This is a genomic window from Stieleria marina (assembly GCA_007741555.1).
Classification (GTDB): Bacteria; Planctomycetota; Planctomycetia; order Pirellulales; family Pirellulaceae; genus K23-9.
In genome coordinates this window covers 7,167,300-7,188,320 of record CP036526.1, presented here as the reverse complement: position 1 = coordinate 7,188,320, position 21,021 = coordinate 7,167,300, and the positions used below count along the sequence as shown (strand labels likewise).

The 21,021-nt window shown below is 54.3% G+C and carries 14 protein-coding genes; 7 read left to right on the top strand and 7 right to left on the bottom strand.

Annotated features, from left to right (window positions below; genetic code table 11):
• Positions 1-622 precede the first annotated feature (622 nt).
• Together K239x_RS25475 and K239x_RS25470 are read left to right on the top strand one after the other, a co-directional pair.
• On the top strand, positions 623-6,007 hold the full coding sequence (locus tag K239x_RS25475; RefSeq protein ID WP_145421117.1) for a M57 family metalloprotease: 5,385 nt from the start codon (positions 623-625) through the stop codon (positions 6,005-6,007).
• 372 nt (positions 6,008-6,379) lie between these two features.
• Positions 6,380-8,332, top strand: coding sequence for a hypothetical protein (locus K239x_RS25470; protein ID WP_145421116.1), 1,953 nt, complete (start codon positions 6,380-6,382; stop codon positions 8,330-8,332).
• A gap of 14 nt (positions 8,333-8,346) precedes the next feature.
• Here K239x_RS25470 and K239x_RS25465 read toward each other — a convergent pair whose 3' ends face one another.
• From K239x_RS25465 to K239x_RS25435, 7 genes are all read right to left on the bottom strand, one after another.
• A complete protein-coding gene (locus K239x_RS25465; protein ID WP_419189387.1) occupies positions 8,347-9,474 on the bottom strand; it encodes a DUF932 domain-containing protein in 1,128 nt (375 codons plus the stop codon).
• 51 nt (positions 9,475-9,525) lie between these two features.
• Entirely contained in the window at positions 9,526-10,785 is a 1,260-nt protein-coding gene (locus tag K239x_RS25460) for a DEAD/DEAH box helicase (RefSeq protein WP_145421115.1), read from the bottom strand.
• Positions 10,786-10,925: 140 nt separating this feature from the next.
• A complete protein-coding gene (locus K239x_RS25455; RefSeq protein WP_145421114.1) occupies positions 10,926-12,353 on the bottom strand; it encodes a redoxin domain-containing protein in 1,428 nt (475 codons plus the stop codon).
• Positions 12,354-12,681: 328 nt separating this feature from the next.
• Positions 12,682-13,605: an OmpA/MotB family protein gene (locus tag K239x_RS25450; protein ID WP_145421113.1), complete on the bottom strand. Its 924-nt coding sequence runs from the start codon at positions 13,603-13,605 to the stop codon at positions 12,682-12,684.
• A 146-nt stretch (positions 13,606-13,751) separates the two neighbouring features.
• Positions 13,752-14,786, bottom strand: a complete 1,035-nt coding sequence (locus K239x_RS25445) for an agmatine deiminase family protein (protein WP_419189386.1) — start codon at positions 14,784-14,786, stop codon at positions 13,752-13,754.
• A complete protein-coding gene (locus K239x_RS25440) occupies positions 14,783-15,631 on the bottom strand; it encodes a carboxylesterase family protein (RefSeq protein ID WP_145421112.1) in 849 nt (282 codons plus the stop codon). Before K239x_RS25440 ends, K239x_RS25445 begins: the two co-directional genes overlap by 4 nt.
• A gap of 193 nt (positions 15,632-15,824) precedes the next feature.
• Positions 15,825-16,112: a hypothetical protein gene (locus tag K239x_RS25435; RefSeq protein ID WP_145421111.1), complete on the bottom strand. Its 288-nt coding sequence runs from the start codon at positions 16,110-16,112 to the stop codon at positions 15,825-15,827.
• Positions 16,113-16,880: 768 nt separating this feature from the next.
• On the opposite strand from K239x_RS25435, the gene hpf reads away from it, so the two are divergent.
• The 5 genes from hpf (at position 16,881) to K239x_RS25410 (ending at position 20,990) form a co-directional block, all read left to right on the top strand.
• Positions 16,881-17,225, top strand: a complete 345-nt coding sequence (gene hpf / locus K239x_RS25430) for a ribosome hibernation-promoting factor, HPF/YfiA family (RefSeq protein WP_145421110.1) — start codon at positions 16,881-16,883, stop codon at positions 17,223-17,225.
• 209 nt (positions 17,226-17,434) lie between these two features.
• Entirely contained in the window at positions 17,435-17,914 is a 480-nt protein-coding gene (locus tag K239x_RS25425; RefSeq protein ID WP_145421109.1) for a PTS sugar transporter subunit IIA, read from the top strand.
• Complete coding sequence (locus K239x_RS25420) at positions 17,914-18,225, top strand: HPr family phosphocarrier protein (RefSeq protein ID WP_145421108.1); 312 nt, start codon at positions 17,914-17,916, stop codon at positions 18,223-18,225. The genes K239x_RS25425 and K239x_RS25420 overlap by 1 nt, the downstream gene beginning before the upstream one ends.
• Before the next feature lie 236 nt (positions 18,226-18,461).
• Positions 18,462-20,207, top strand: coding sequence for a phosphoenolpyruvate--protein phosphotransferase (ptsP, locus tag K239x_RS25415; protein ID WP_145421107.1), 1,746 nt, complete (start codon positions 18,462-18,464; stop codon positions 20,205-20,207).
• Positions 20,208-20,237: 30 nt separating this feature from the next.
• Positions 20,238-20,990 carry a TIGR03936 family radical SAM-associated protein gene (locus tag K239x_RS25410; RefSeq protein WP_419189385.1) on the top strand — a complete coding sequence of 251 codons (753 nt, stop codon included), beginning with the start codon at positions 20,238-20,240 and terminating at the stop codon, positions 20,988-20,990.
• Positions 20,991-21,021: the final 31 nt, after the last annotated feature.

Sequence of the window (21,021 nt, the reverse complement as noted above, 5' to 3'; positions counted from 1 at the left end):
ATCCAGATTGCGCTGCAATAAGTCATTCTGGTTTGAGTTGAATCGCCATCCGATTCAGAGCGATCGGCTACGGATCGGAGCTTGAAGGGTCCGGTTATGACGGTCGTTTTGATCGTGACGACAGCCCCATCGACGACTTTGCGAAGAATATTTCCGCTGAAAACCCGTCTTTGAGAGCAATTCTGACTCGACACCCCCCGTCCCAGATCTGCGGGTTGACGGTCGTCGGTTGCCGCGTCGGATTTGCAGGTCAGGCCGGCAAAAGCCGGATTTGCCGGTCCTGTGGGAACTTTGACTTGTGCTTGACGTCAGAGAAGGTGCGTTTCGTTGACACCTATCGGGGTGCAACTAGAATCGCTGTCAGATCCTGTTCATTCGCTGCATTCTTCCTAGCTTTCCACATATTCGAATGGGCTGGCGTATCCTATTTTGCAAGGGCCAAACGAGATTTTGGCCGATGCAAGAAAAGGTGCGTCTCGCTGGCTTGTGAGTCGGCGGATCGACAATTGGTGATCCCAGCTTTGGATGGGTAGCCAGAAACATAAACCCTGCCGTTAAACCGCCCACTTGGTTGGCCATTTCTTTTCTCCCCCCGAATTGCCAACGCTGGTAGAGACTCTCGATGATCAAACGAACTGAATCGAACACTCCATCGAAGCAACGTCGCGACAAAAAGCGCGGCATCTCCAAACGTCGTCGCATGATGATGGAAAGCTTGGAGCAGCGGCAACTCTTGGCCGCAGAGATTGTGGATCTGCCAGCGGTAACGCTGCCGACTTACGAGCAATCCCGCGACATCGGTACCGTCCAAGCCTTTTCCTACATCGAGTCCGAAACTGGGACTTCGTTTGGCGAAAACGATTCGCTTCAAACCGCCGACTTTGTTCCGTTGGGAACAGGATCGGGTCAGCAAGACACGATCGACATCACCGGTGCCCTGCCCTTCACGACGGTTCGGCCACCGATCAGTTTGCCGGACGGCACGGTGATTCCTCAATCGTTTTCGGCCGACATCGATTACTTCAATTTCGATTTGCGGGCTGGCGACATCCTTGATATTGCCACGCTCAGTGCGGCAGGTTCCTTCACGCTCTTCAATCCAGACGGATCCGTTTGGTATGCCATCACGGACAACCAAGCTGCTGGCGGTGGCGTGTTCTACCCCGTCAATTCGCCTCTTCAGACGTTAGGCAATGCGGCCTACGCACAGGTCATCCCAGAAGACGGTCGTTACACGGTTGCGATTGCGCCTAACAACACGCAAAGCAGTTACACGGTCGGCTTGCGAGTTTATCGTCCCGCAGTGGAATCGTTGCCGATCGGCGCGCAGCAGTACGTTTTCTTGGAGCTAGACGGCGGGATCTATTCTCAGACGATATTGAATGACGGCACCGGGATCCCACAGGTTGAAGTCTTTCGAGTTCCCAGCCTGTTGGAGACGCTTCCTGTCTTGGGACTACCGGCTAACGACACCGTTGCCTATAACCGGCTTGTTGATCTGACGCTGGAAGAACTGGAGCGACAGTTCGATTATCTGGGCGTCAGTGGCAATGCGGGCGACTTTGATCAGACCGGAGTTCCGGGCGATTATGGTGTCACCATCCTTAACAGTCGTGACCACGTTGATCCAGGAAATCATCCTTTGGTGACGCGAGTGGCTGTCGGCGGAGTTTCCGGAGATATCAACGGGCCTGCAGGTCTGTTCGGAATTTCGCAGACGATTGACGTGGGTAACTTTGGCATGAGCGACACAGTGTTCACTGTGTTCGACGCGCTTGCCGTGAGCGCAACGTTGGGTGTGCCGATTTCACCTTCAGCGAGTGTGCTGGAAGCTGCGGCCGATCTGACCGCGCTGACAATCTCTCATGAACTTGGCCACTCATTCGGTCTGCGCCACACTTTGAGAGCGAACAACATTGTTTCGATCATCGATGGCCAAGTGAACGACGCTCAGGATTTGGGTGTCGGGGTCGATGGAATCTACGGAACACCCGACGACGTCAATGTTGATTTTATCGACGATGTATTTGATCCTGCTGAAGGCATCTTAGGAACCCAATACGTCACCAATGGGTTGGCCAATACGTTGGTCACCGGTACCGTTGGCGGATCTGTGAACGGTCGGGTTTTCAATGACCTTGGTCGCGATGGCAATGGCACCAATGACGCTGGCATTCCTGGTGTGACCGTGTTCGTCGACAGCAACGGCGACGGAGTCCTCAATCCAGGCGAATCGTCCACTCTGTCAGCCTTTGATGGCACCTTTACGCTGAGCGCGGCAAACGGATCAGCGAATGTCGTCGCGATCCGACCGGATGCGTTTGTCGAAACAACGTCTACCTCCGTGAGCGTAGCCTTTGGTGGTGGAGCCAGTTCAGTCCAGTTTGGATTTGCCCAAGTCAATCCCGACGTAACGGGTTTCAAGTTTTCGGATTTGAATGAAAACGCGATTCCAGATGCAAACGAAAACGCGATTGGTGGAGTTTACATTTACCTTGATCTAGATGGTGATGATCGACCTGACTTGGGTGAACCCGCTGCAATCACCGGAGCGGACGGAACCTATTCGATCAATTTCCCTGGACCAGGAACTTTTGCGATTCGTGAAGTTGCCGAACCAGGTTTCACGCAGACATTGCCGGTATCGGGCGAGTTCACGGTCATCTACGACGGAACCACGTTCACGGCAATCGATGGGCCGACGCGGATCGTGCCTTCGCAAACGTTCCCAGTTGCCCCTGGCGAAGCAGTGGTTTCCAACGGGACCAACTGGTTCGCTTATGCGACTGCCGATGTGGTCAGCCAAGGAACTTCATTGGTCGGCGTCAACTTCGGTAATTCGCCCTCACGCGACTACGGTGACGCTCCTGTTACAGGCACATCATCCAGTGGTGCGACATTTGGCTACCGCACGTTGGATACCAGCCACGGAATCGTCGATGGACTTTCGCTGGGGATTGAAGTGGACCGCGACGTTGCGGGTCAGCCCAGCATCGATGCGTTAGGGGATGACACTAACGGCTCAATCCAGACGGATGGTTCGGTGCTGGATGATGAAGATGGCGTGGGGACTTTGACCACGCCGTTCGCAGTGGGCGATACCAATGTCATCCAAGTAGTGGCCAACAACACGACAGGCACATCGGCTTATCTGCAAGCGTGGATGGATTTCAACGCTGATGGTGTGTTTGACGACAGCGAACAGATCGCCAAGAATGTCCAGTTGGGTTCAGGAACATTTGACTTGTCAGTCGACGTTCCCACGGACGCCGTGATCGGGACGACTTACGCTCGATTCCGCTACAGCTACGATAGTAATTTGGATTGGTTCGGTGGAGCTGATTCCGGAGAAGTCGAAGATTACGCATTTACAATCTTGGGCGATTCCAAGATTGCGAACAACGACATTGTGCCCGTCGAACGCAACGCAGTAGCGTTTGATGTGACGGATCAGATTTTGGCAAACGACTTTGCAGACAATGGTCTGACGATCATCGGGATCCAGACAGTGGTGGACCCCAATGCGGGCCTGGACGATGTTAAGCTGACCGTGGATACCAAAGGTCAGGTACGCCTCAATAACGGTCGGATCTTCTATACGCCTGTCACTGGCGAGTTCGGTGAAGACAAGTTTATCTACACCGTCCAAGACGGCTTCGACCGAGTCGCTTCGGCGATCGTGACCTTGAGCATCGAATTTCTTTCGGACAATCCGATTGCAGTCGACGATTTCTTTACCGTGCCTCGCGGTTCTTCTGATCGCGCTCTCAACGTGCTGGACAATGATTTGCCCAGCCGCGCTGGTGGTTTGTCGATCATCAGTGCGTTGCCAGGTGATCGCGGTGGCAACATTACGATTATCGGTGGCGGCCAGTCATTGCGTTACACGCCGCAGGTTGGATTCATTGGGACGGAACAGTTTGTCTACAATGTTCAAGACAATGACGGAAAAGTCACTTCCGCGACGGTGTCGGTTGACGTTGGCCGAGAGCAACGTGTGGTATTGGGCGACTACGATGTCGAATTCAGCATCGAACTGCTGGACCGAAACTATCAGCCGCTCCCATCAGCGGTTCCTGTGGGCACCGAGTTCTATGTGCGAGTGTTTGTGGAAGACCTCGATGATGGAATTCCAGATGGTGTCGCATCAGCCTTCTTGGACCTGCTCTATAGCGACCAGCAAGTCAACGTGCTTCCTAAGCCCGAGGGTTCGACATCGGCGTTTGATTTCGACATCGATTTCGGCGAATTGTTCCAAGGAGTTGTCGTCAACGACTTCGACACAACGGATCCCTCCGATACCAATCCGTTCCGACAAGGAAACTCGCAAGTACCGGGGATTTTGAACGAAATCGGTGCCCTGCAGACCACGATCCCAAATGCGACTCACGACGTCCGTACAGAGCTGTTGACCATCGGCATGGTCGCTGCTCAGCCGGGCATTGCGGTCTTCCAAGGTGACCCAGCGAACAACATTATCAGCGAAACGGTTGTGGTTGGTTCGGACGAAATCGTGCCAGTCAATCGTCTGTTATTCGGTGCGGCGGAGCTTGAAATACTGCCAGGCGGTACCGAAACCAGTTCAGCGATCGATGATTCTTTCCCAGACAACTTGGACTCCCTGGAGAGGTCATTCGGTGACAGCTCTGTCACATCCTACCGGTTGAATGTTCTTGCGAACGACAATCTGGGCCCGACAGACAGAATCATCTCGCGTCAGATTCTGACCGAAGGCGGTCTTGGTCAAGCAACGTTCAATGACAACGGAACAGTGGTTGATCCAGATGATCCAAGCACGTTCAAGAACTTGAATGACGACTACATCGATTACGTGCCCAATAATGGAGCCGTTGGGTTTGAATCGTTTACCTACTTCATTCTGACCGCAGACGGTATCCGCAGCACGGCCGAAGTCACGTTGGCGATCAACAAAGATCAGATTATCAACGATGCCGACCGAGATTTGGTTGACATTAATTTTGTCTTGGTCGACGAAGCTGGTGCACCATTGGATCTGAACAACGGCGTTTCAGTGGGCGACACCTTTGGTGTCCAAGTCAACTTGAAAGACATTCGCCCAAGTGCGATTGTGAACACGTCGGTCTTCGCCGGATACTTGGATGTTCTCTACGACAATGGATTGATCGCGACAACCGACACGACGACAGCTAGCCGCAACCAAGTCAGCCAAGACTTCTTTGACTTTGACGTTACTTTCCAGGTAGACCCTCAACAGGGTTTCCGCGTCGACGCAGCTGTTGGAAATGCTCAGCGACCAGGAATCATCGATGAATTTGGTTCCTTCCTGATTCAGGACGTGGCCGAAAATCTGACGGCTCCGAACGGTAACTTGATGGCAACGATTTACTTCGAAGCGATTGCGAGCGGTACGGCCCGTGTCGTGGGTAGTCCTGCGGACAGTTTCCCGTTCCAAGACACATTGCTGTCACGTGAGAACGATCCGGTTCCAGTCAGTCAAATTCGGTACGACGTTCTGGAATTCAATATCACCGGTCCGCAAGGCGAGTTCATTCAGAACCCAACCTTGGCTGCTGACGTGAATAACGACGGCGACATTAGCCCGCTGGATGCTTTGCTGGTTCTGAACCGACTTTCATCCGAAGCTCAAAATGTTCAGGGCGAATCCGCTTCGAACAATGGCCACTACTTGGACGTCAGTGGTAACGGCGACCTATCACCGTTGGATGCCTTGATGGTTCTTAACGCATTAGCCGATGCACGTGCAAATGCCCAAAGCGGTCAGGGTGAATTGGTAAGCGATATCCTGGATAGTTCGACGACGCAGTTGGGCACAGACAGCAGTTCTGTTGCATCGGATTCGGTGTTTGCCGAACTGAAAGAAGGTCCTGTTGTCGATGCCAGCGTGGGTGACACAGCTGTAGGGTCGCTCGCGTCGATTTCGATCGCCGATGGCGAAACAGACGCCGATGAGGACAACGAATTATTGAATCTGCTGGCCGATGATTTGCTAGACCTTAACGGTTAAGTAGCACAGCCAGGTTTGCTCCGCGGAGTCAAAACGTGTAATCACAGATCGATATTCAAAGGGCAGGGAAGCAATTCCTTGCCCTTTTTGCATCTGGCAGCCGGATTAGCATGAAAAAGTCCGCATCATGCTTGGAGCGTCGATAAAAAACGCTCATGATGATGGAGAGCGAAGAGAAGCTCCGACTGCGTTGTTTAGTTCTCGTGTGTTCGATCACGCTGCTTTGCTCCTAATCTTAGGCCTGTCTTTTGTGAGAATGCTCCGTTGACGTTCGAGCCGTACGCCGTTCAATGCACCACGTGCGCTAGCCGATTGCGGGTCTCCGATCCTGCTGTCATCGGGACGATTGCCAATTGTCCCAAGTGCAATTCGATGGTAGAGGTACAGCCTCCCCCACGGCGTCAACAAGTTGCGGTAGGTGCGCCTGAGATCGACAGCGAAGCGATCACTGAAGAAGCGATTGCAGCCGATGCCACGGACGACGGTGATCCGATCGAAGTACCGCGAGGATTTGGCGGCGAGGTTCCTGATTCCACCAGTGAGGACCTTGATTCCGGTGTGGGTCCGTTGCCGCCAGCTTGGCAAAGTTCGCGGAGTCAACGTTCCCGGCAGATCGCTCTGGTCGTCGCATTGGCTGGATCGGGTTTGATCGCGGCGGTGTTGATGTTTGGTTGGTTTGTCAAAAACTGGTCCGCAGAATCAGAGTCGACTACCGAAACAGTCGCCCAAGAAACGACCGTAGACTCGGTCAACAATGCTGCCGACCCGGAGTCGACGGATCAGTCACCAACGGACCAGCAAGGAACTGATCTGCAGAATCAAGATCAGCTGACTGGGGAAACAGTCGGCGTCGGTGAAACGGAACCTAACCCAGCGCTGCCAAAGCCAAGCGATCCCTCAATGGGAGAATCCGCCACGGCAGATCCTTTGGCACCCGTTGTCCCAGCGAATCAATCGTCGAAGCCACCGGAATCAACGATCACCGCATCAGGTGCGCCGACCGGCATTCCTAGCGACTTGATACCGTCGTCCATGTTGGACCCGTTGGGGCTGGACGCTCGGAGCAAGGACACTTTGAGCAAAGACACTTCGTTTCCTGCGAATCCAGACAAGAAGGAAACGGATCAGGATGGCCCGATCGATCTGCCGGCCGAAGCCAGACTCTTTGCAGGCATCTTGAATCTGGAAGGCGGCATGGACGCACCCAAACTGGATGCTCCTGCGACGATGGACGAAATCAAGATCGAAGGACCGATCAACGAAAACATCGATCCGATGATGATTGCTAATCCGCCCGAGCCGATCAATTTCAAACGTGCGTTGGCAATGAAATTGTTTCTGGCTCCGACGAAAAACGACGAGTATCCGCTGAGCGATCTGATGATGCTGCTTAGCCAAGTGTCAGGAGTCCCGATTCAAATCGACTGGGTCTCGTTTGATTTGACGGGGATCCCTATTCGCGACGGAGTAAAGGGATTGAAAACCGCTGGTTGGAAGAGCGTCGGTGAACTGCTGGAACTGACGGCCGCGTCGCTGAACGGCGAAGTCATCAGAAGCGAAGCCTTGATTACGTTGGCGCCCAGTGACGATGCGTTTAAAGAAAAGCTTGCAGGTCTGCTGGACGTCAGCGACTTTGGTCCCGGTCAATCAACCGCCACTGCAACGATCAATGCATTCCTAGTGGGAGCAGGCCAGCCGGGGGCCAATGCCAAGCTGATCAAAGTCGGTGACGAGCGGCACGAGCAACAGGTCGCAGCGTTGGCGGTGGAAGCGATGCGGCGTATGCGTGGATTGAAAGGCAAAGTCAGCGACCAGGTCCTGTCGCGGTGGGCGCAGTCCGCCAGCAACCCTCGGCTCGATTGGGAGATCGTCAGTGGAGGCAATGCTGGCAGTCCTCTGGTCTCGCCGCTGACCATGGCTGGACTACTGCGGCGTATCAGCCGCGAAAACGATTCCACGTGTTTCGTGAACTGGCACGATGCCAATCGACGTGGAATGGCTCCGCAGCAGTTGGTGATGCCGTTCATGGGCCCGAATGCCGGTGAGGTTTTAAAAACGACGTTGAAACCTTACGAACTGCATGTCCGGCGAGTCGATGATCACCATTGGTGGGTTGGCACCGAAGCGACATACGACCGATTCCCTGTCATCGTTTGGACCGAAGCGTTAGGTCCATCACAGGACGAATTCGTTCGCCGTATCGACCAGGTCAGTGGCACCGACGAAGTGAAGATTTCGATCGACGACGACAGTCAGAAGGCGTTGTTGTTGTTGCCGCGTTACATCGTCCGTCAGATGCCAAAATTGATTGACGGTCTGAAGTAGCGGACTTGCATGCCTTAGTTCACGCTCTGGCGAACGACCGCATCGGAGTCATCCAAGAAAAACGCATCGAACTCTGGCGCGTCTTTGACGGTTCCCTCAAGATCAAATTCGTCGGAGATCAGCGATCCAATGTATGCCTGCATGCGGTTGGTTCCATCGGGCAATGAATGATGGGTCGCGACTTCGCTGGCGAAGTTGATAAGGTCGTACACGCGGGCTTTACTGGGCAAGATGCGTTTGCGTTTGTCGCTGAGTGCTTCCAGATTGGCCAGTCCGTAAAGTTCGCACATGTTTCCAGCGATACTGCGAAATCTTGCTAAGAGTCCTTTGGTGGTCGTCTGGTTGTCACGCTGTAACTTTTCCAGAACGGCACCAAGTTGCAGACAATCATGGACGGATGCCCAGGATGTTTGACTGGATTCGAATCGCTGTCGCAGGGCTGTGTAGCCATCGCCGTTGTCAAACGATTCCAGAGCACGAGCGATGCAGTGGTCCATTTTTTTGCCGACGGAGATGTCGCTGCGAAAGGCGCGGGAGTAGCCCACCATGCCGTTGGCGCAGACTAGACGCAGCATCGACAAAAACAGTCTGGGATGGCCATAGCCGTCGACCGGAGTTTCCATGCAAAACCGATCACGAAACTGATCGCCGCCGATCTGAAATTCGCGTGATCCACCGCGTGGGGCATGAAAGCTGGTGACCAGTCCATCGCGGTAGCTGATTCCAGTGCCTCCGTAACGCGACAGTATGTCGGCGACTTCGTCATAGCGAATCACGGGCCGTTTCAAGCTGGTCACGGCCAGCAGGCGACGTGTCGACACACCACCGATCTGCTGATTGGAAATGCAGAATCGAAACGAATCGTCTGGATTCATGGCACTGATTCGGCTGAAGACTTCTTCGGGTGAGAAATACCGAAAGACGTTTTCGGCGATTCCAAAACGAGTGAAGAACGATCGCCAAAATCGACGGGTTGCTGTGACGCTTTGGCCGTCGATGACGAGATCTTTCAGCGTGACACGACCGCTTTCGGTTCGCTCAACTTTACGCACTTGTAAATTTGCGACCATTGAATGGCCATAGGTGAACGACGGAAGTGACGCCGATTGCGCAACCGGCAAGCTGGGAGTTTCGGTGATCATAAGATTGTGGCTGGGAAGAGTTTTGTTTCTGCGACGATAGACTGCGGTGCACTACGATTGGCTTTGAGAGACCCATGCGCTGGTCGCTCGTGACCGATGGATCGAAACGAGTTTGGGCAACTGAACTTCTGCCTTTGCCACTCGTTGGCGTGCCATGTGTGTCATCGCGTCAAGTTGCTTGTTCGCGCGAATGCTTCGCCAGCCATCGTCAGTCCAAAGGTATTGCTCTGCGGGCATGGCCATGCGAAGCATTGGAAACGGAGTTTTACGGCACTGAACAATTTGCTTGTTTGGAACAGCGTGGCAGGTTCGCAACACGCGGCCCGACATTTGAATCGTGCAGCCCTTGCCGCTGGGGCGACAGAACACGGTTTGAAGTTCCGGGCAATCGAATCCTTCTGTCAGGATGGCCATGTTGATCAATACATCCAATCGGCCCTCTGTGAAGTCCGCGATCTGTCGTTCGCGATTGCTGGATGCCGTCACGACTTCGGACCGTATGTCCGCTTGATCCAGCAGCAGATACAGCAGATCGCATTCGCTCCGCCGATGAAAGAACACCAACGATTTTCCCCATCGCTTGGGATCGTCTACCAGCAACTGCGCGATCCGCGCCGGCGTGTGTTCGGGGATCGTGTAATGGTGATAGTGGCTCAGGTATCCGTCGGCGATCAAGGAAGCGATGCCAGCGTCTCGGATGACTTGGTCAAAACACAGTTTGATTCGGTCGGTACGATAGGGCGTCGCTGACAGGCCAAGCGTCCAGGTCGGCCGAATCTGGCTGTGCAAGTTGGCCATGCTGGTGGCGGCATCGTGCTGGGCTTCATCGACGACCAACAAATCCACGTCGGGTGGATTCTTGTCAAACATGCTGATCGGATGCATTTGCAGTCCAAAGCCGCGGGCCAAATTTTCGGCCTGGGCTTGGGCAAGCAAGTTGCGTCGCATCGCGACCCACCCCACGCGGGCTCCGGTGACTCGCTGGATCAATGCGGCAGTCGCTAGTCCCATCACTGTCTTGCCGCTGCCGGTGGGGCTTTCGATCAAGACGCTTTTAGCAGCTGGCGAAGCTTGCCCATTTCGACCGATGCGTGTTCCCGCGAACATGCGAATCGCTGACTGGATGATCCGACTTTGATAAGGACGCGGTTGCACATCACAAACGGCCAGAAAGGCTCGCAGGGCGCCGTCAATGCCTGGCGCTAAACGCTCGACGCCCGAAGGATCAAAATCCGCGGAGCGGTTCTTTGCTGGAGGAATGAGCGAAAGGGCGGAATCGATCTGAGCATCGGAAAAATTGGTTTCGACCATAACTGGAACACTCCTTTGATGATGTAAATCGAGCAAAATGATTCCAGCTCTGGGCTGGTGCATTCATTTCGCCGTCGTGACGTCTAACGAGACGCATCATCGGGAGTGCACGGGACACGTTTGGTCACGTACCTCTCAGGCTACTTTTTCTTGGCGGTTGTTTTGCGAGCCGGGGTAGACGCAGCCTTTTTGGTTTGGGCGGCCTTTCCGTCCGCTGCCTTCTTTTTCTTTTCCTGGGGAGTCGCGGTTTCGATGACTCCGCCCAGCGTCAGAACCTCCAGTTCGTCCGTCAATCGCTGCTTTAGCGGTTCGGCACCGGGAAAGCCAAAGTGCATTGATTCGACGATCCCGGCTTTGCTGACCAACATGGTTAATGGGATGACTTCGGCATTGAAACCCTTGGAGACTTCCATTTGGTCATCCAAGACGACGTTGAGTTTCCAACCCTGTTTTTTGACGAACTCTTTGATCTTCTTGGTGTCTTCGCCCACATTGATGGCTAACAGCACGACGTCTTTGTCTGCAAATTCATCGCAGACTTGTTGCAGCACCGGCATGGCTTCCACGCAGGGTGAGCACCAGGTGGCCCAGAAATCAATGACGACTACTTTGCCCTGAAGTTGTTTGGGGCCAAGCACTTTGCCGTTTAGAAGTTCTGCTTCGAACTGAGGCGCTTTCTTGCCCAGTAAGGGGTGCCGGCTGTTGTCTTGGGCGATTTTGGCGTAGTAATCGTCCAGCGATTTAAATTCGGTGGCGTCTTTGGGGGGATCGTACTTGAACAGTTTTTCGTCGACTTTGCCGGAGACGCGCCAAGTCAAAAAATCGTATCGCAGTTCATAACTGACACCCTGTTCCATTCGCATTTGCGCGTTGTCGCGTAGCATGCGTGTCAGGTTGACGGACAGTCGAAGCGGCTTGGGTTCCTTCTCTTGCGAGATCCAAAAATCCCAGACAACGCCATCGTCCTGGACGCCCTTCAAGTGAACGGCCGGGATGGAACCACGGAACTTGCCGCGGTCGACAATTTCAACCGACTCCATGCCTCCCAGAAGCGAAAGCGCGGGGTCCGCTCCTGCAAAAGTCAACGCAAACACGGCTTCTGGATACGGGCCCATCGGAACCGGCATTTCAAACACCGCGTTGAAAAGATCGATGGGTTCGGGCAATCTGAAAAAGGCATCGGGAGCGACCGCAGCAAAGAAGTCTTTTCCGTCGCAATACAATCGCGTCCGTTGATCGGGCTGCTTCAGGTAGACGGTGAACTTGTTAGGGTGCGTCGAAGCGATTTGGTACGTCGATTTTTTTCGGTCCACGACCGAACCATTGGAAAACGTTTCGGCGTTGAGTTCGACGGTTGCTCGCGAAACGTCCGCTTTGGCGATCGATCTGAACAGCGGCAGCAGCACTTCTTCGACGTCTTTGCTGAGTTTGAAAGAAGGCTGGTCGTCTTTTTGCGTTGTCGCTTCACCAGACTTTTTCTTTGCTGGTGGGTCGTCGGCGACCGTTGCACCAGCGACCAAAAGAGTTCCAAGCAAAGTCGAGTACACGATGGGAATGAATCGAGACATTTGAGCGTAGAGGCAATCGAGAGAGCTGTGAAGAATCATGATTCGCGAAGTCGCCAAAGCAATCGGGCTGCTGAGGCAATGCGTTGGCAGCGTGCTTCGAATCGGTTTGAACTGGCGACGCGTGTCTATGCGGTGCCCATTTCAAAGCCGTCTCCATCATAAATGCTACGCAAGTGATTGGATACGCTCAGGAAATTGCGTCAGGCACGCTGAAAGCGAGTGACCTACGCACCATGCGGCGTTGGCTTGCTGGTCATAACCTAACTCTAGAGGAACTGGGCGATCGGGAGAGATGCCGGGGGCGAGCAAAGTCACCAAGTAAGCCGATCTAGAAAGTTTCTGGATAGATGACCAGTTCGACGCGGCGATTGGCGGCACGTCCCGCAGCGGTACTGTTGGGCTGGCGAGGATTGTTCGATCCCTGAGCGACTGTGAACAGTTGATTCATGGGCATGCCGCCGCGGCGAGTCATGATGTCCAAGACTGCTGCTGCTTGTGCCGATGCGAGCTGGTGACTGGTGGCGACTTGACCGCCATACAAAGCCGAATTGTCGGTGTAGCCTTCGATGCCGATGCGTTGCTGAGGAAAAACGCTTCGCAATTGAGCAACAATCGGATCCAGGGTGAGCGTTGCTTGTTGATGAGGCTGCGCCGTTCCTGGCTGAAACAATTGGTCGGCCGGAACGACAATCCGAATCACATCGCCGTCTTGTTGGACAGGGACGCCTTTCAAGTTGAGCCGCCCGATCAGTTGTTTCAAGTTGGTGTTGGCGCGGATCAGTGCGCCACCACGATTTTGGCTGGATGCTTGCATGCCACGGACTTGAGATTCCGCGTTTTGCATTCGCGACTGAGCGTTACGAGCTGCCAATCGCGTTGATTCGAATTGCTGAGTGGTTTCGGCAAGTTGGTCGCGAATCACTTTCAATTCGTCTTTGTAGACTTGGCTTTGCTGTGCGCTTTGCGCCAGCTGAGTGTGAAGCTGACGATTGTTGTCATCTAGCAATTGCACTCGGCGATTCAGTTCAGCAATTCGCGCATCGTTGGGGTTCATGCCCGGATTGATCGCTGGATTGACACCAGGAGGCGCCGTCCCGGGCGCATAGTTGGGGCCCTGGGCTTGCCAAGTCACGTTGGAACCCGGTGTCGCTAGGTACGGATTTTGGCTGCAGCCGGTCACAAACGGGGTGCCGATCAGCAGCGCAGCAACCATCAAGGCTGAGAGGTTCAAATTTTGGTGCAGCAACGACATTCCGGTTCCCTGTTCGCACCGATGGCAAAAACCAACGGGCTTTGGCTGGAAAACTATTCAGCCTGAGAACAGTAGGAACAAAAAATATTTGAAATCAAGAGCAGTTTGGCTCAAGTCGCCATTCCGCTAGCAAAGCGAGTCTTGATTTAAGCTGGCGAGGGTTGGTTTAAACTTGCGCAGTGAAGCGCTCCGAGTCCCCAGGCAATGTCACGACAGTCGATTCCTGTCACGTCACAGCCAGGGCACAAATCGCGGAGGATTCCAATCGCTCGATCGTCCGACATTTTGGAGCCAAAAGTAGGTACCAACATGTGGGAGGAACCGATTCGCAAAAAGTTGCAGTAGCTTTCCGGGACGCGAGTTTCGTTGACGTAGCGGGCCGGTGGAATTGGCAGTTCGTGAACGATGACACCAGGATCGGTTTGTCCTGACCAGAGTTTTAGTTGCCGCTTGTTGGCGATCAGTCCTGCAGCATTGGAATCGGAGTGGTCGTCGCAAATGGACGCGACGATGTTGCGTGAATCAACAAAGCGAGCCAGTTGGTCGATATGGCCGTCGGTGTCATCGCCTTGCAATCCACCGCCATCGAGCCACACGATTTCGGTGATGCCCAAGCGGTGATAGAGTTCGTTTGCGATGGCTTGTTCGGACCAGTCAGGATTGCGGGTATCGGTTTCGATGCAGTCTCGAAACGCCACCATGCGCCCTTGGCCATCGGTTTCGATCGCGCCGCCTTCTATACACAAATTGGATCGATGCGACGTTACGCCAAGGTGCTGGGCGATTTGCGCTGCGGCCCGATCATCCGCATCCCAGGGCGGATACTTGCCGCCCCAAGCGTTGTACTGCCAGTCGATTGCTTCGATCTGATTGGTGTCGGAGTTGTGGACAAAGCTGGGGCCGTAGTCGCGAATCCAGCTGTCATTGGTTTTGATCGATACGATCTCAAGATTGGCTGGCAATGTCCCCAGCGCGTTTTTGGCCGATTGCGCGACGTCGCCTTGGGCCAAGATCCGCACGGGAGTGTCTTCGGCGATCGTTCGCGCCCAAGCGGCAAAGAACTCGGGGATCGGCTCAAAATTTCCCGGCCAAGTTTCGCGATTGTGTGGCCACGCGATCCAGATTGCAGCAGGCGTTTCCCATTCGGCAGGCAAACGCATCGTTGAAACAAACGCAGTCACTTTTGTTTTCGCTCTTGTGCAAACAGCCAATCGTAAATGTCGTCACGGGCAAACGTCTGCGTCCAGCTATTGTGCCCAACGCCAGGGTATTCGACATAGCGAATTTCCGGAGCCTGTCCCGACAGCGTCAACGCGACGATCATTTCCCGGCCACGTTCGACGGGGACGACTCGGTCGGATTGCCCGTGGAAGCACCAGATCGGGATGCCTTGGTAGCGATTGGCCCAGCTAGGATCGCCACCGCCGCAGACTTCCAGCATTGCCGCAAACCGTTTGGGTTCGCTTGCCGCGGCGAACCAAGTTCCCATTCCGCCCATCGAAAGACCGGTGACATAGCAGCGGTTTGAATCGACAGGTTGTTCGTCAATCAATTGGTCAACCAGTCCCAAGGCAAGCTGCATGGGGAGGGATGGTTTGCTTGGAAACTGACCTTCACCGCTTTTCAGATCCCAGTCGGATTCGACCCAACGCTGTTCTTTGGGGCACTGAGGAAACACGACGTACGCGGGGTACTGATTGCGACGATCGGGCTTTGCGAATTCGCTGGCCCCGTGGACCAACTGACTTTCGTTGTCTTCGCCTCGTTCTCCTGCTCCGTGTAGAAACAACACAAGCGGGTATTTCTTTCCCGGTTCGACTTTGGCAGGTGCCAGCAGACGATAGGGCAGCACGCCCGCGTCGGCTTGGAAACTCTGGCGCTGGTACAGGGCAAGAAGAGCCGCTTTGTCGGGATCATCGGCAAACGATTCCGTCGGCAAAAGCATCGCAGTTGCGCTCAGCAAGATGGCCAGCAGTAGTGTGCCGGAACAGAACCGAAAAGAAATGACTACACCAGCATCCGCCATGCGATCTCTCCTGTGAAACCGAAGGTGCCCAAGTCGAATTGTCGGGCAGGTTTGTTGGGCGTCTAGAACCGGATGAGGCCGGGCTTAGCGTGAGCGTGTTGGTGACCTCTGCGCAAGCGTGTTGGCGTAGGTCCCAGGAGGGTGATTGAATCAAACTGGTTGGCTTGATCAATCACCGCGCAACCAATTCGAGCTATTCAGCTGATTTGATTTCTTCTTTGACCTTTTGGACAAAGTGTGGGCTCTTGCCGTTTTTGCTCAGCTCTTTGGCGCGTTTTTCCGCCTCTTTTTGCTGATCGAATTCGTAAACAGCGACACGCTTGAGGTTTTGGCTAAACACACCCCAATAAAGTCGCAGTCGAACATTCTCGGCCGTCTTCCCTTTTCGCTTGCCAGACTTCTTCTTCTTGGCCATCAAGAGCAGTTCAGCGGCCTCAGCTTCGGCAGCTTTTTCCTTACGATTTACGACCTTTCGGGCCATGCAACGAGCGGGGGTTTGTGAGAGAGAAATAGAAAGGACGACAATTTGGGCCAACTGGCAAGACGATCGATTCGTTCGCAGTCGGCGTTCCAGCAACGTCGCAAGACGCCTTCGCTGGTCGGTTGAACCTAACAGAATACCACTAGGTAACCCATATTGTCACGGGGACAACACCCAAGCCTACGAGTACTTTTTTGAAGTGTTCGGAGCGTTTGGGACCAGTTATCGGCAGGGGCGTTGTGCGACGCGATGGCTGGGTGACCATTTCTTTTGCCGTGAGTGTCTGGTCACGCCAGGACCTCTTTCGCTGCGAATTGATGGGGTCAACGGCATTCTCAAGCGAGATTGGCATCCGTTCAGATTCGCGTGGGCAAAATTTTTGATGGGCGGAAACGAATTTGTCTCCGCCGGCGGCTTTTCAGTCGTGGATTGGCATAAAAGTTCAACTCGGGGGACTTGGGCGTCGTTATTGGTCGCTACGGGTGGTGGGGCGTGCTGAGCTGCGAACTTGGGAGGCGAACGGGAATTCCGGCCGGAATCGGTGCCCTGGGCTAGGTTTTGCAAGCCGGCCTGAAAAGTGAAGTGTCCGGCATTTTCCCTGCCAAATGCTGCAAAAGGATCGCTGTTCGCACCGAGCTATCTCGCGTATGCTGTTCCATAGTCGGATAGCAGGTTTGATAAACGGCTAACGGTTCCCACAAGGGCCGCGATGATTCAAACTCGTATCTCGAATTCGACGATAACCATACAGCGACGGAGAAAGCTCACATGCAGGTAAATGTTTCAGCGCGTCACGGCAGCCTTCAGCCTGGAGACCAAGGTCTGATCGAAGAAAAGGCAACCAAGTTGCGGCGCCTATATGATCGGGTCAACGCCATCGAAGTCACTGTGGATCTGAAACACCTGGAAAAACCGTCTGTGGAAATCCAAGTTTCGGTGGAGCACTCTGACGATTGCGTAGCAACGGCAGAGGGTTCAAATGTGATTGCCGCCCTTGATACGGTCATCCCCAAAATTGAACAGCAGCTTCGCCGACTTAAAGAGAAGAAAACCGGCCATCGGGCCACTGCACATAAACACATCGACACCCCGGTTGCGGACAACGAAGAGTAAATCGTTTCGGCAATGAAATTGTCGCTGCTGGTCGTTGATCATGACGTTTTGTCGGATGACTGACGGCCAGCCCCACAGTTCAACTTTGCAAGTTGACGATCCAATCAGCCCAGTGCACTGCAGCGATCTTTTCGCAGGCACACTTGAGATGGTTTGAACGGTAGGTGGGTTGGCGGCAGCAACGTCATCCAAGAGGAATCGTATCGAAAATGAAGTTCTCCGATTTTATCAGTGCCAAATCAATCAAAGCTGAATTGAAGGCACAGACCAAGGACGAAGCCATTCGTGAATTGGTCCAAAGCTTGCTCGATGCAGGCGAAATTAACGCTGATCAGCACGACGATATCGTCGCTGCAATCATGAAACGCGAAGAACTGGGGAGCACCGGCATCGGCCGTGGCGTGGCCGTTCCGCACACCAAACATCCCAGTGTCCAAAAGCTGGTTGGAACCGTCGGCGTCAGCGAAGAAGGCGTCGATTTTGATTCGTTGGACGGCGAACGTGTCCAGCTCTTCTTTCTGCTGATCAGTCCACCGGAGCGCCCCGGCGATCACTTGCGTGCGCTGGAAAACATCTCACGACAACTGCGTGACGAAACGTTCTGCCGATTCTTGAAGCAAAGCAAGTCCGGTCCGGACATTAGTCAATTGTTACAAGAAGCTGACGACAATCAATTCGCATCGGGCTGATGAATAATTCTCCGCTAACTCGTACCGTCGTCGTCAAAAATCCGCAGGGGCTGCATGCGCGACCTGCTGATACGCTGGTCCGTCTGGCCAGCCGCTTTGAATCGGCGATCATGATCGGCAAAGGCGGCGAACTGGTCGACTGCAAAAGCATCTTGTCATTGCTGACGCTGGGTGCTGCTCAAGGCACCGAACTGCTGATTTCAGCTGAAGGTGATGACGCGGATTCCGCGTTGCATTCGATCGAAGAGCTGTTTGAGGCAGGGTTCGATGAAGCCAATGAATTGGGTGCCGAAGCGGCTTCTGATTCGTAGGCTCGATTCGATTCTGACGAGTGTATGTGGCTAGCCGATGACGGCTTCCTGTTTGCCCTACCACCACAGAAATACAAACTTAGATGGATCGCCTATCACGTTGCTTGTTGCCAGGCCGTCGATTGATTAATCAATCGCGGCGGCATCACAGCGCGTCTGATCGGTGAATTCGTTGGCAATACGTTGCTGATGCGATTCGCTGTGTGGACTCGTGAACCACGATTCGTCGGCCAACTATGGTCGAACTGCAAGGCATTCCCGTGTCGCCTGGAGTCGCGATCGGTCCAGCACTAGTTCTGGACGCGGATGGATATCGCATTCCACGCTGTCTCGTTGCTGCGGAAGACGCAGAGAGTGAATACGCGCGCCTGCGGACAGCAGTCGATGCTGTCTCCGCTCATTTAGAAACCAGCCGGCTCGAAACCACGGCCGTCGCAGGCGAAGAGACCGGCGACATTTTTGCCGCGCAGCTACAGATGCTGCATGATCCGCGTCTGCACAGTGAACTGCGCCGACGAATCAAGGATCAGCTTCAGTCGGCACCTTATGCCGTCACTCGAGTTTTGCACCATTACGCATCTGCCCTGCGTCGGTTGTCCAATCCTGTCTTGGCTGACCGAGCCGAAGATGTTTTGGACATCGAAAAGCAACTCCTGATGCAGCTGGGGGCTGTGGCCAAGCAACCGCTCTCTGAGCTGAGCGAACCGGTCATCGTGCTCTCGCATGTGTTGACGCCCAGTGAGACGGCTAATTTGGATCGCCGCTACGTTCGCGGGTTCTGTACCGAAACGGGTGGCGCCGGCGGACACACGTCGATTGTAGCCAAAGGGTTGGAGATTCCTGCCGTCGTCGGCATCGGTGCTTTCATGGATGGCATCGGCGCGGCTTCGCAGGTGATTGTCGATGGTGATCGCGGCAAGGTGATTATCGACCCGGACAAGGCAACCCTTGAAAGTTACGAACAGCGAGCGCAACGGCGTCGCAGTCTTACAGCACGCTTGGCTGAGCTGCGTGACTTGCCAGCCGAAACGGTCGATGGCACGCGGATTCGGCTAAGTGCTAACATCGAATTTCCGTACGAAACGGCGGCCGCGTTGGAGCGAGGCGCTGACGGCATTGGTCTGTACCGCACCGAATTTCTTTACCTCTCCAGTCAGCAAGAACCCAGCGAAGAAGATCATTACGAAGCCTACAGCCAAGTCGTCCGTGAGATGAATGGTCGTCCGGTCGTGATTCGTACGTTGGACTTGGGTGCCGACAAAATGGGGCACCGTCCGTTGGCCGAACACGAGCACAATCCTTTCTTGGGTCTGCGCAGTATTCGGCTATCGCTTCGGAATTTGGATGTCTTTCGGCCGCAGCTTCGCGCCGTGCTTCGCGCAGCCGTTCACGGTGACATCCGATTGATGTTTCCGTTGATCACGACGATCGGTGAACTTCGTCAGGCAAGAATGCTGCTCAATGTGGTCGCGGAGGATTTAAAGGACTCTGGGATCGCGCACCGCAGCGACATCCCGGTCGGCATGATGGTCGAAGTCCCCGCCGCCGTGGTGATGTTGGAGCACTTTGTCCGCGAAGTCGACTTTCTGAGCATCGGCACCAACGATTTGGCTCAGTACACGTTGGCGGTCGACCGGAGCAACGAATACGTCGCTGATCTCTATCAGTCCAGTGACCCCGCTGTGTTGCGATTGATCAAACAGAGCGTCACGGTTGCAGACAAGAACGAAATACCGATCTCGGTGTGCGGCGAAATGAGCAGCAACCCGGGACGTGCACTGTTGCTGTTGGGGTTGGGGGTTCGCCACTTGAGCGTGCCGCCATCGTTGTTACCACGCGTTAAAAAAGCGATCCGCAGTGTTTCGATTCAGCAGTGCAAAGAGATTGCCCAGCGGGTGATGACTCTTGAAGCCGCTCGCGATGTCGACCTTTACCTGTTGGATCGACTTGGTGACCTCGTTCCTGAACTGATCGTGAAGTAGTCGCTTGAATCACTCAACCATTTCAAAACCTTGACCACCCCGAACGACACGACCGATAGCACGACAACTGCACCGACTCCGGTGATCAGGGAGCGGTACCGGGTTCGTTTTGCGAAAGCGGGTTTGTTGCGTTGGACCAGTCACCGCGACCTAGCCCGATTGTGGGAACGCATTGTTCGTCGTGCGAACTTAAAACTTTCGATGACCGAAGGTTTTCACCCCAAGCCACGAGTCGGCTTTCCGTCGGCGCTCGCACTGGGCGTAAACGGACTGGATGAAGTGGTTGAATTGGAATTGGCCGAACGGATGCCCGTGGCTGAATTGTTTCAGCGTTTGTGTGACGACAATCAGCCTGGTTTGGCTATCAAGAGTGTCATGTTGTTGCCGGAGGGGTTTGGGAAAGCACAGCTGAGCCGCGCCGACTACATCATCACGGTTCCAGACACGGTCGATGTCGATGCCGCGCAACTGGCCATTAAGCAGCTGAAAGCCAAGGACTCCGTCTCCTTCGAACGCAAAAATAAAACGGTGACGGTCGATACGTCACAGATACCGAAGATCGAGATCCATGGCGACGAGTTAAGGCTTTCGCTCGCAGCCAGCCAGTCTGCGTCGCTGCGCCCTGGCGATGTGCTTGATCTGATTGATGCCAGCGACTGGATTGAAAAAGGCTCGGTGATCAGTCGCACGCGAGTCGTGTTGCAAAAAGAATTTGAAAGTAGCGATCCAGCCATCATCGCGACAGCTCTCCCTGGCCAGTGTCCAAGTGAGCCAACGTCGTGATCCGACAAAAACACATTACCGAACATTATCA

Excerpts from the sequence above, each read along its gene's own strand:
- K239x_RS25475 (WP_145421117.1), top strand. The coding sequence starts at position 623 with ATGATCAAACGAACTGAATCGAACACTCCATCGAAGCAACGTCGCGAC.
- K239x_RS25470 (WP_145421116.1), top strand. The coding sequence starts at position 6,380 with ATGGTAGAGGTACAGCCTCCCCCACGGCGTCAACAAGTTGCGGTAGGT.
- K239x_RS25465 (WP_419189387.1), bottom strand. The coding sequence starts at position 9,474 with ATGATCACCGAAACTCCCAGCTTGCCGGTTGCGCAATCGGCGTCACTT.
- K239x_RS25460 (WP_145421115.1), bottom strand. The coding sequence starts at position 10,785 with ATGGTCGAAACCAATTTTTCCGATGCTCAGATCGATTCCGCCCTTTCG.
- K239x_RS25455 (WP_145421114.1), bottom strand. The coding sequence starts at position 12,353 with ATGTCTCGATTCATTCCCATCGTGTACTCGACTTTGCTTGGAACTCTT.
- K239x_RS25450 (WP_145421113.1), bottom strand. The coding sequence starts at position 13,605 with ATGTCGTTGCTGCACCAAAATTTGAACCTCTCAGCCTTGATGGTTGCT.
- K239x_RS25440 (WP_145421112.1), bottom strand. The coding sequence starts at position 15,631 with ATGGCGGATGCTGGTGTAGTCATTTCTTTTCGGTTCTGTTCCGGCACA.
- K239x_RS25435 (WP_145421111.1), bottom strand. The coding sequence starts at position 16,112 with ATGGCCCGAAAGGTCGTAAATCGTAAGGAAAAAGCTGCCGAAGCTGAG.
- hpf (WP_145421110.1), top strand. The coding sequence starts at position 16,881 with ATGCAGGTAAATGTTTCAGCGCGTCACGGCAGCCTTCAGCCTGGAGAC.
- K239x_RS25425 (WP_145421109.1), top strand. The coding sequence starts at position 17,435 with ATGAAGTTCTCCGATTTTATCAGTGCCAAATCAATCAAAGCTGAATTG.
- K239x_RS25420 (WP_145421108.1), top strand. The coding sequence starts at position 17,914 with ATGAATAATTCTCCGCTAACTCGTACCGTCGTCGTCAAAAATCCGCAG.
- ptsP (WP_145421107.1), top strand. The coding sequence starts at position 18,462 with ATGGTCGAACTGCAAGGCATTCCCGTGTCGCCTGGAGTCGCGATCGGT.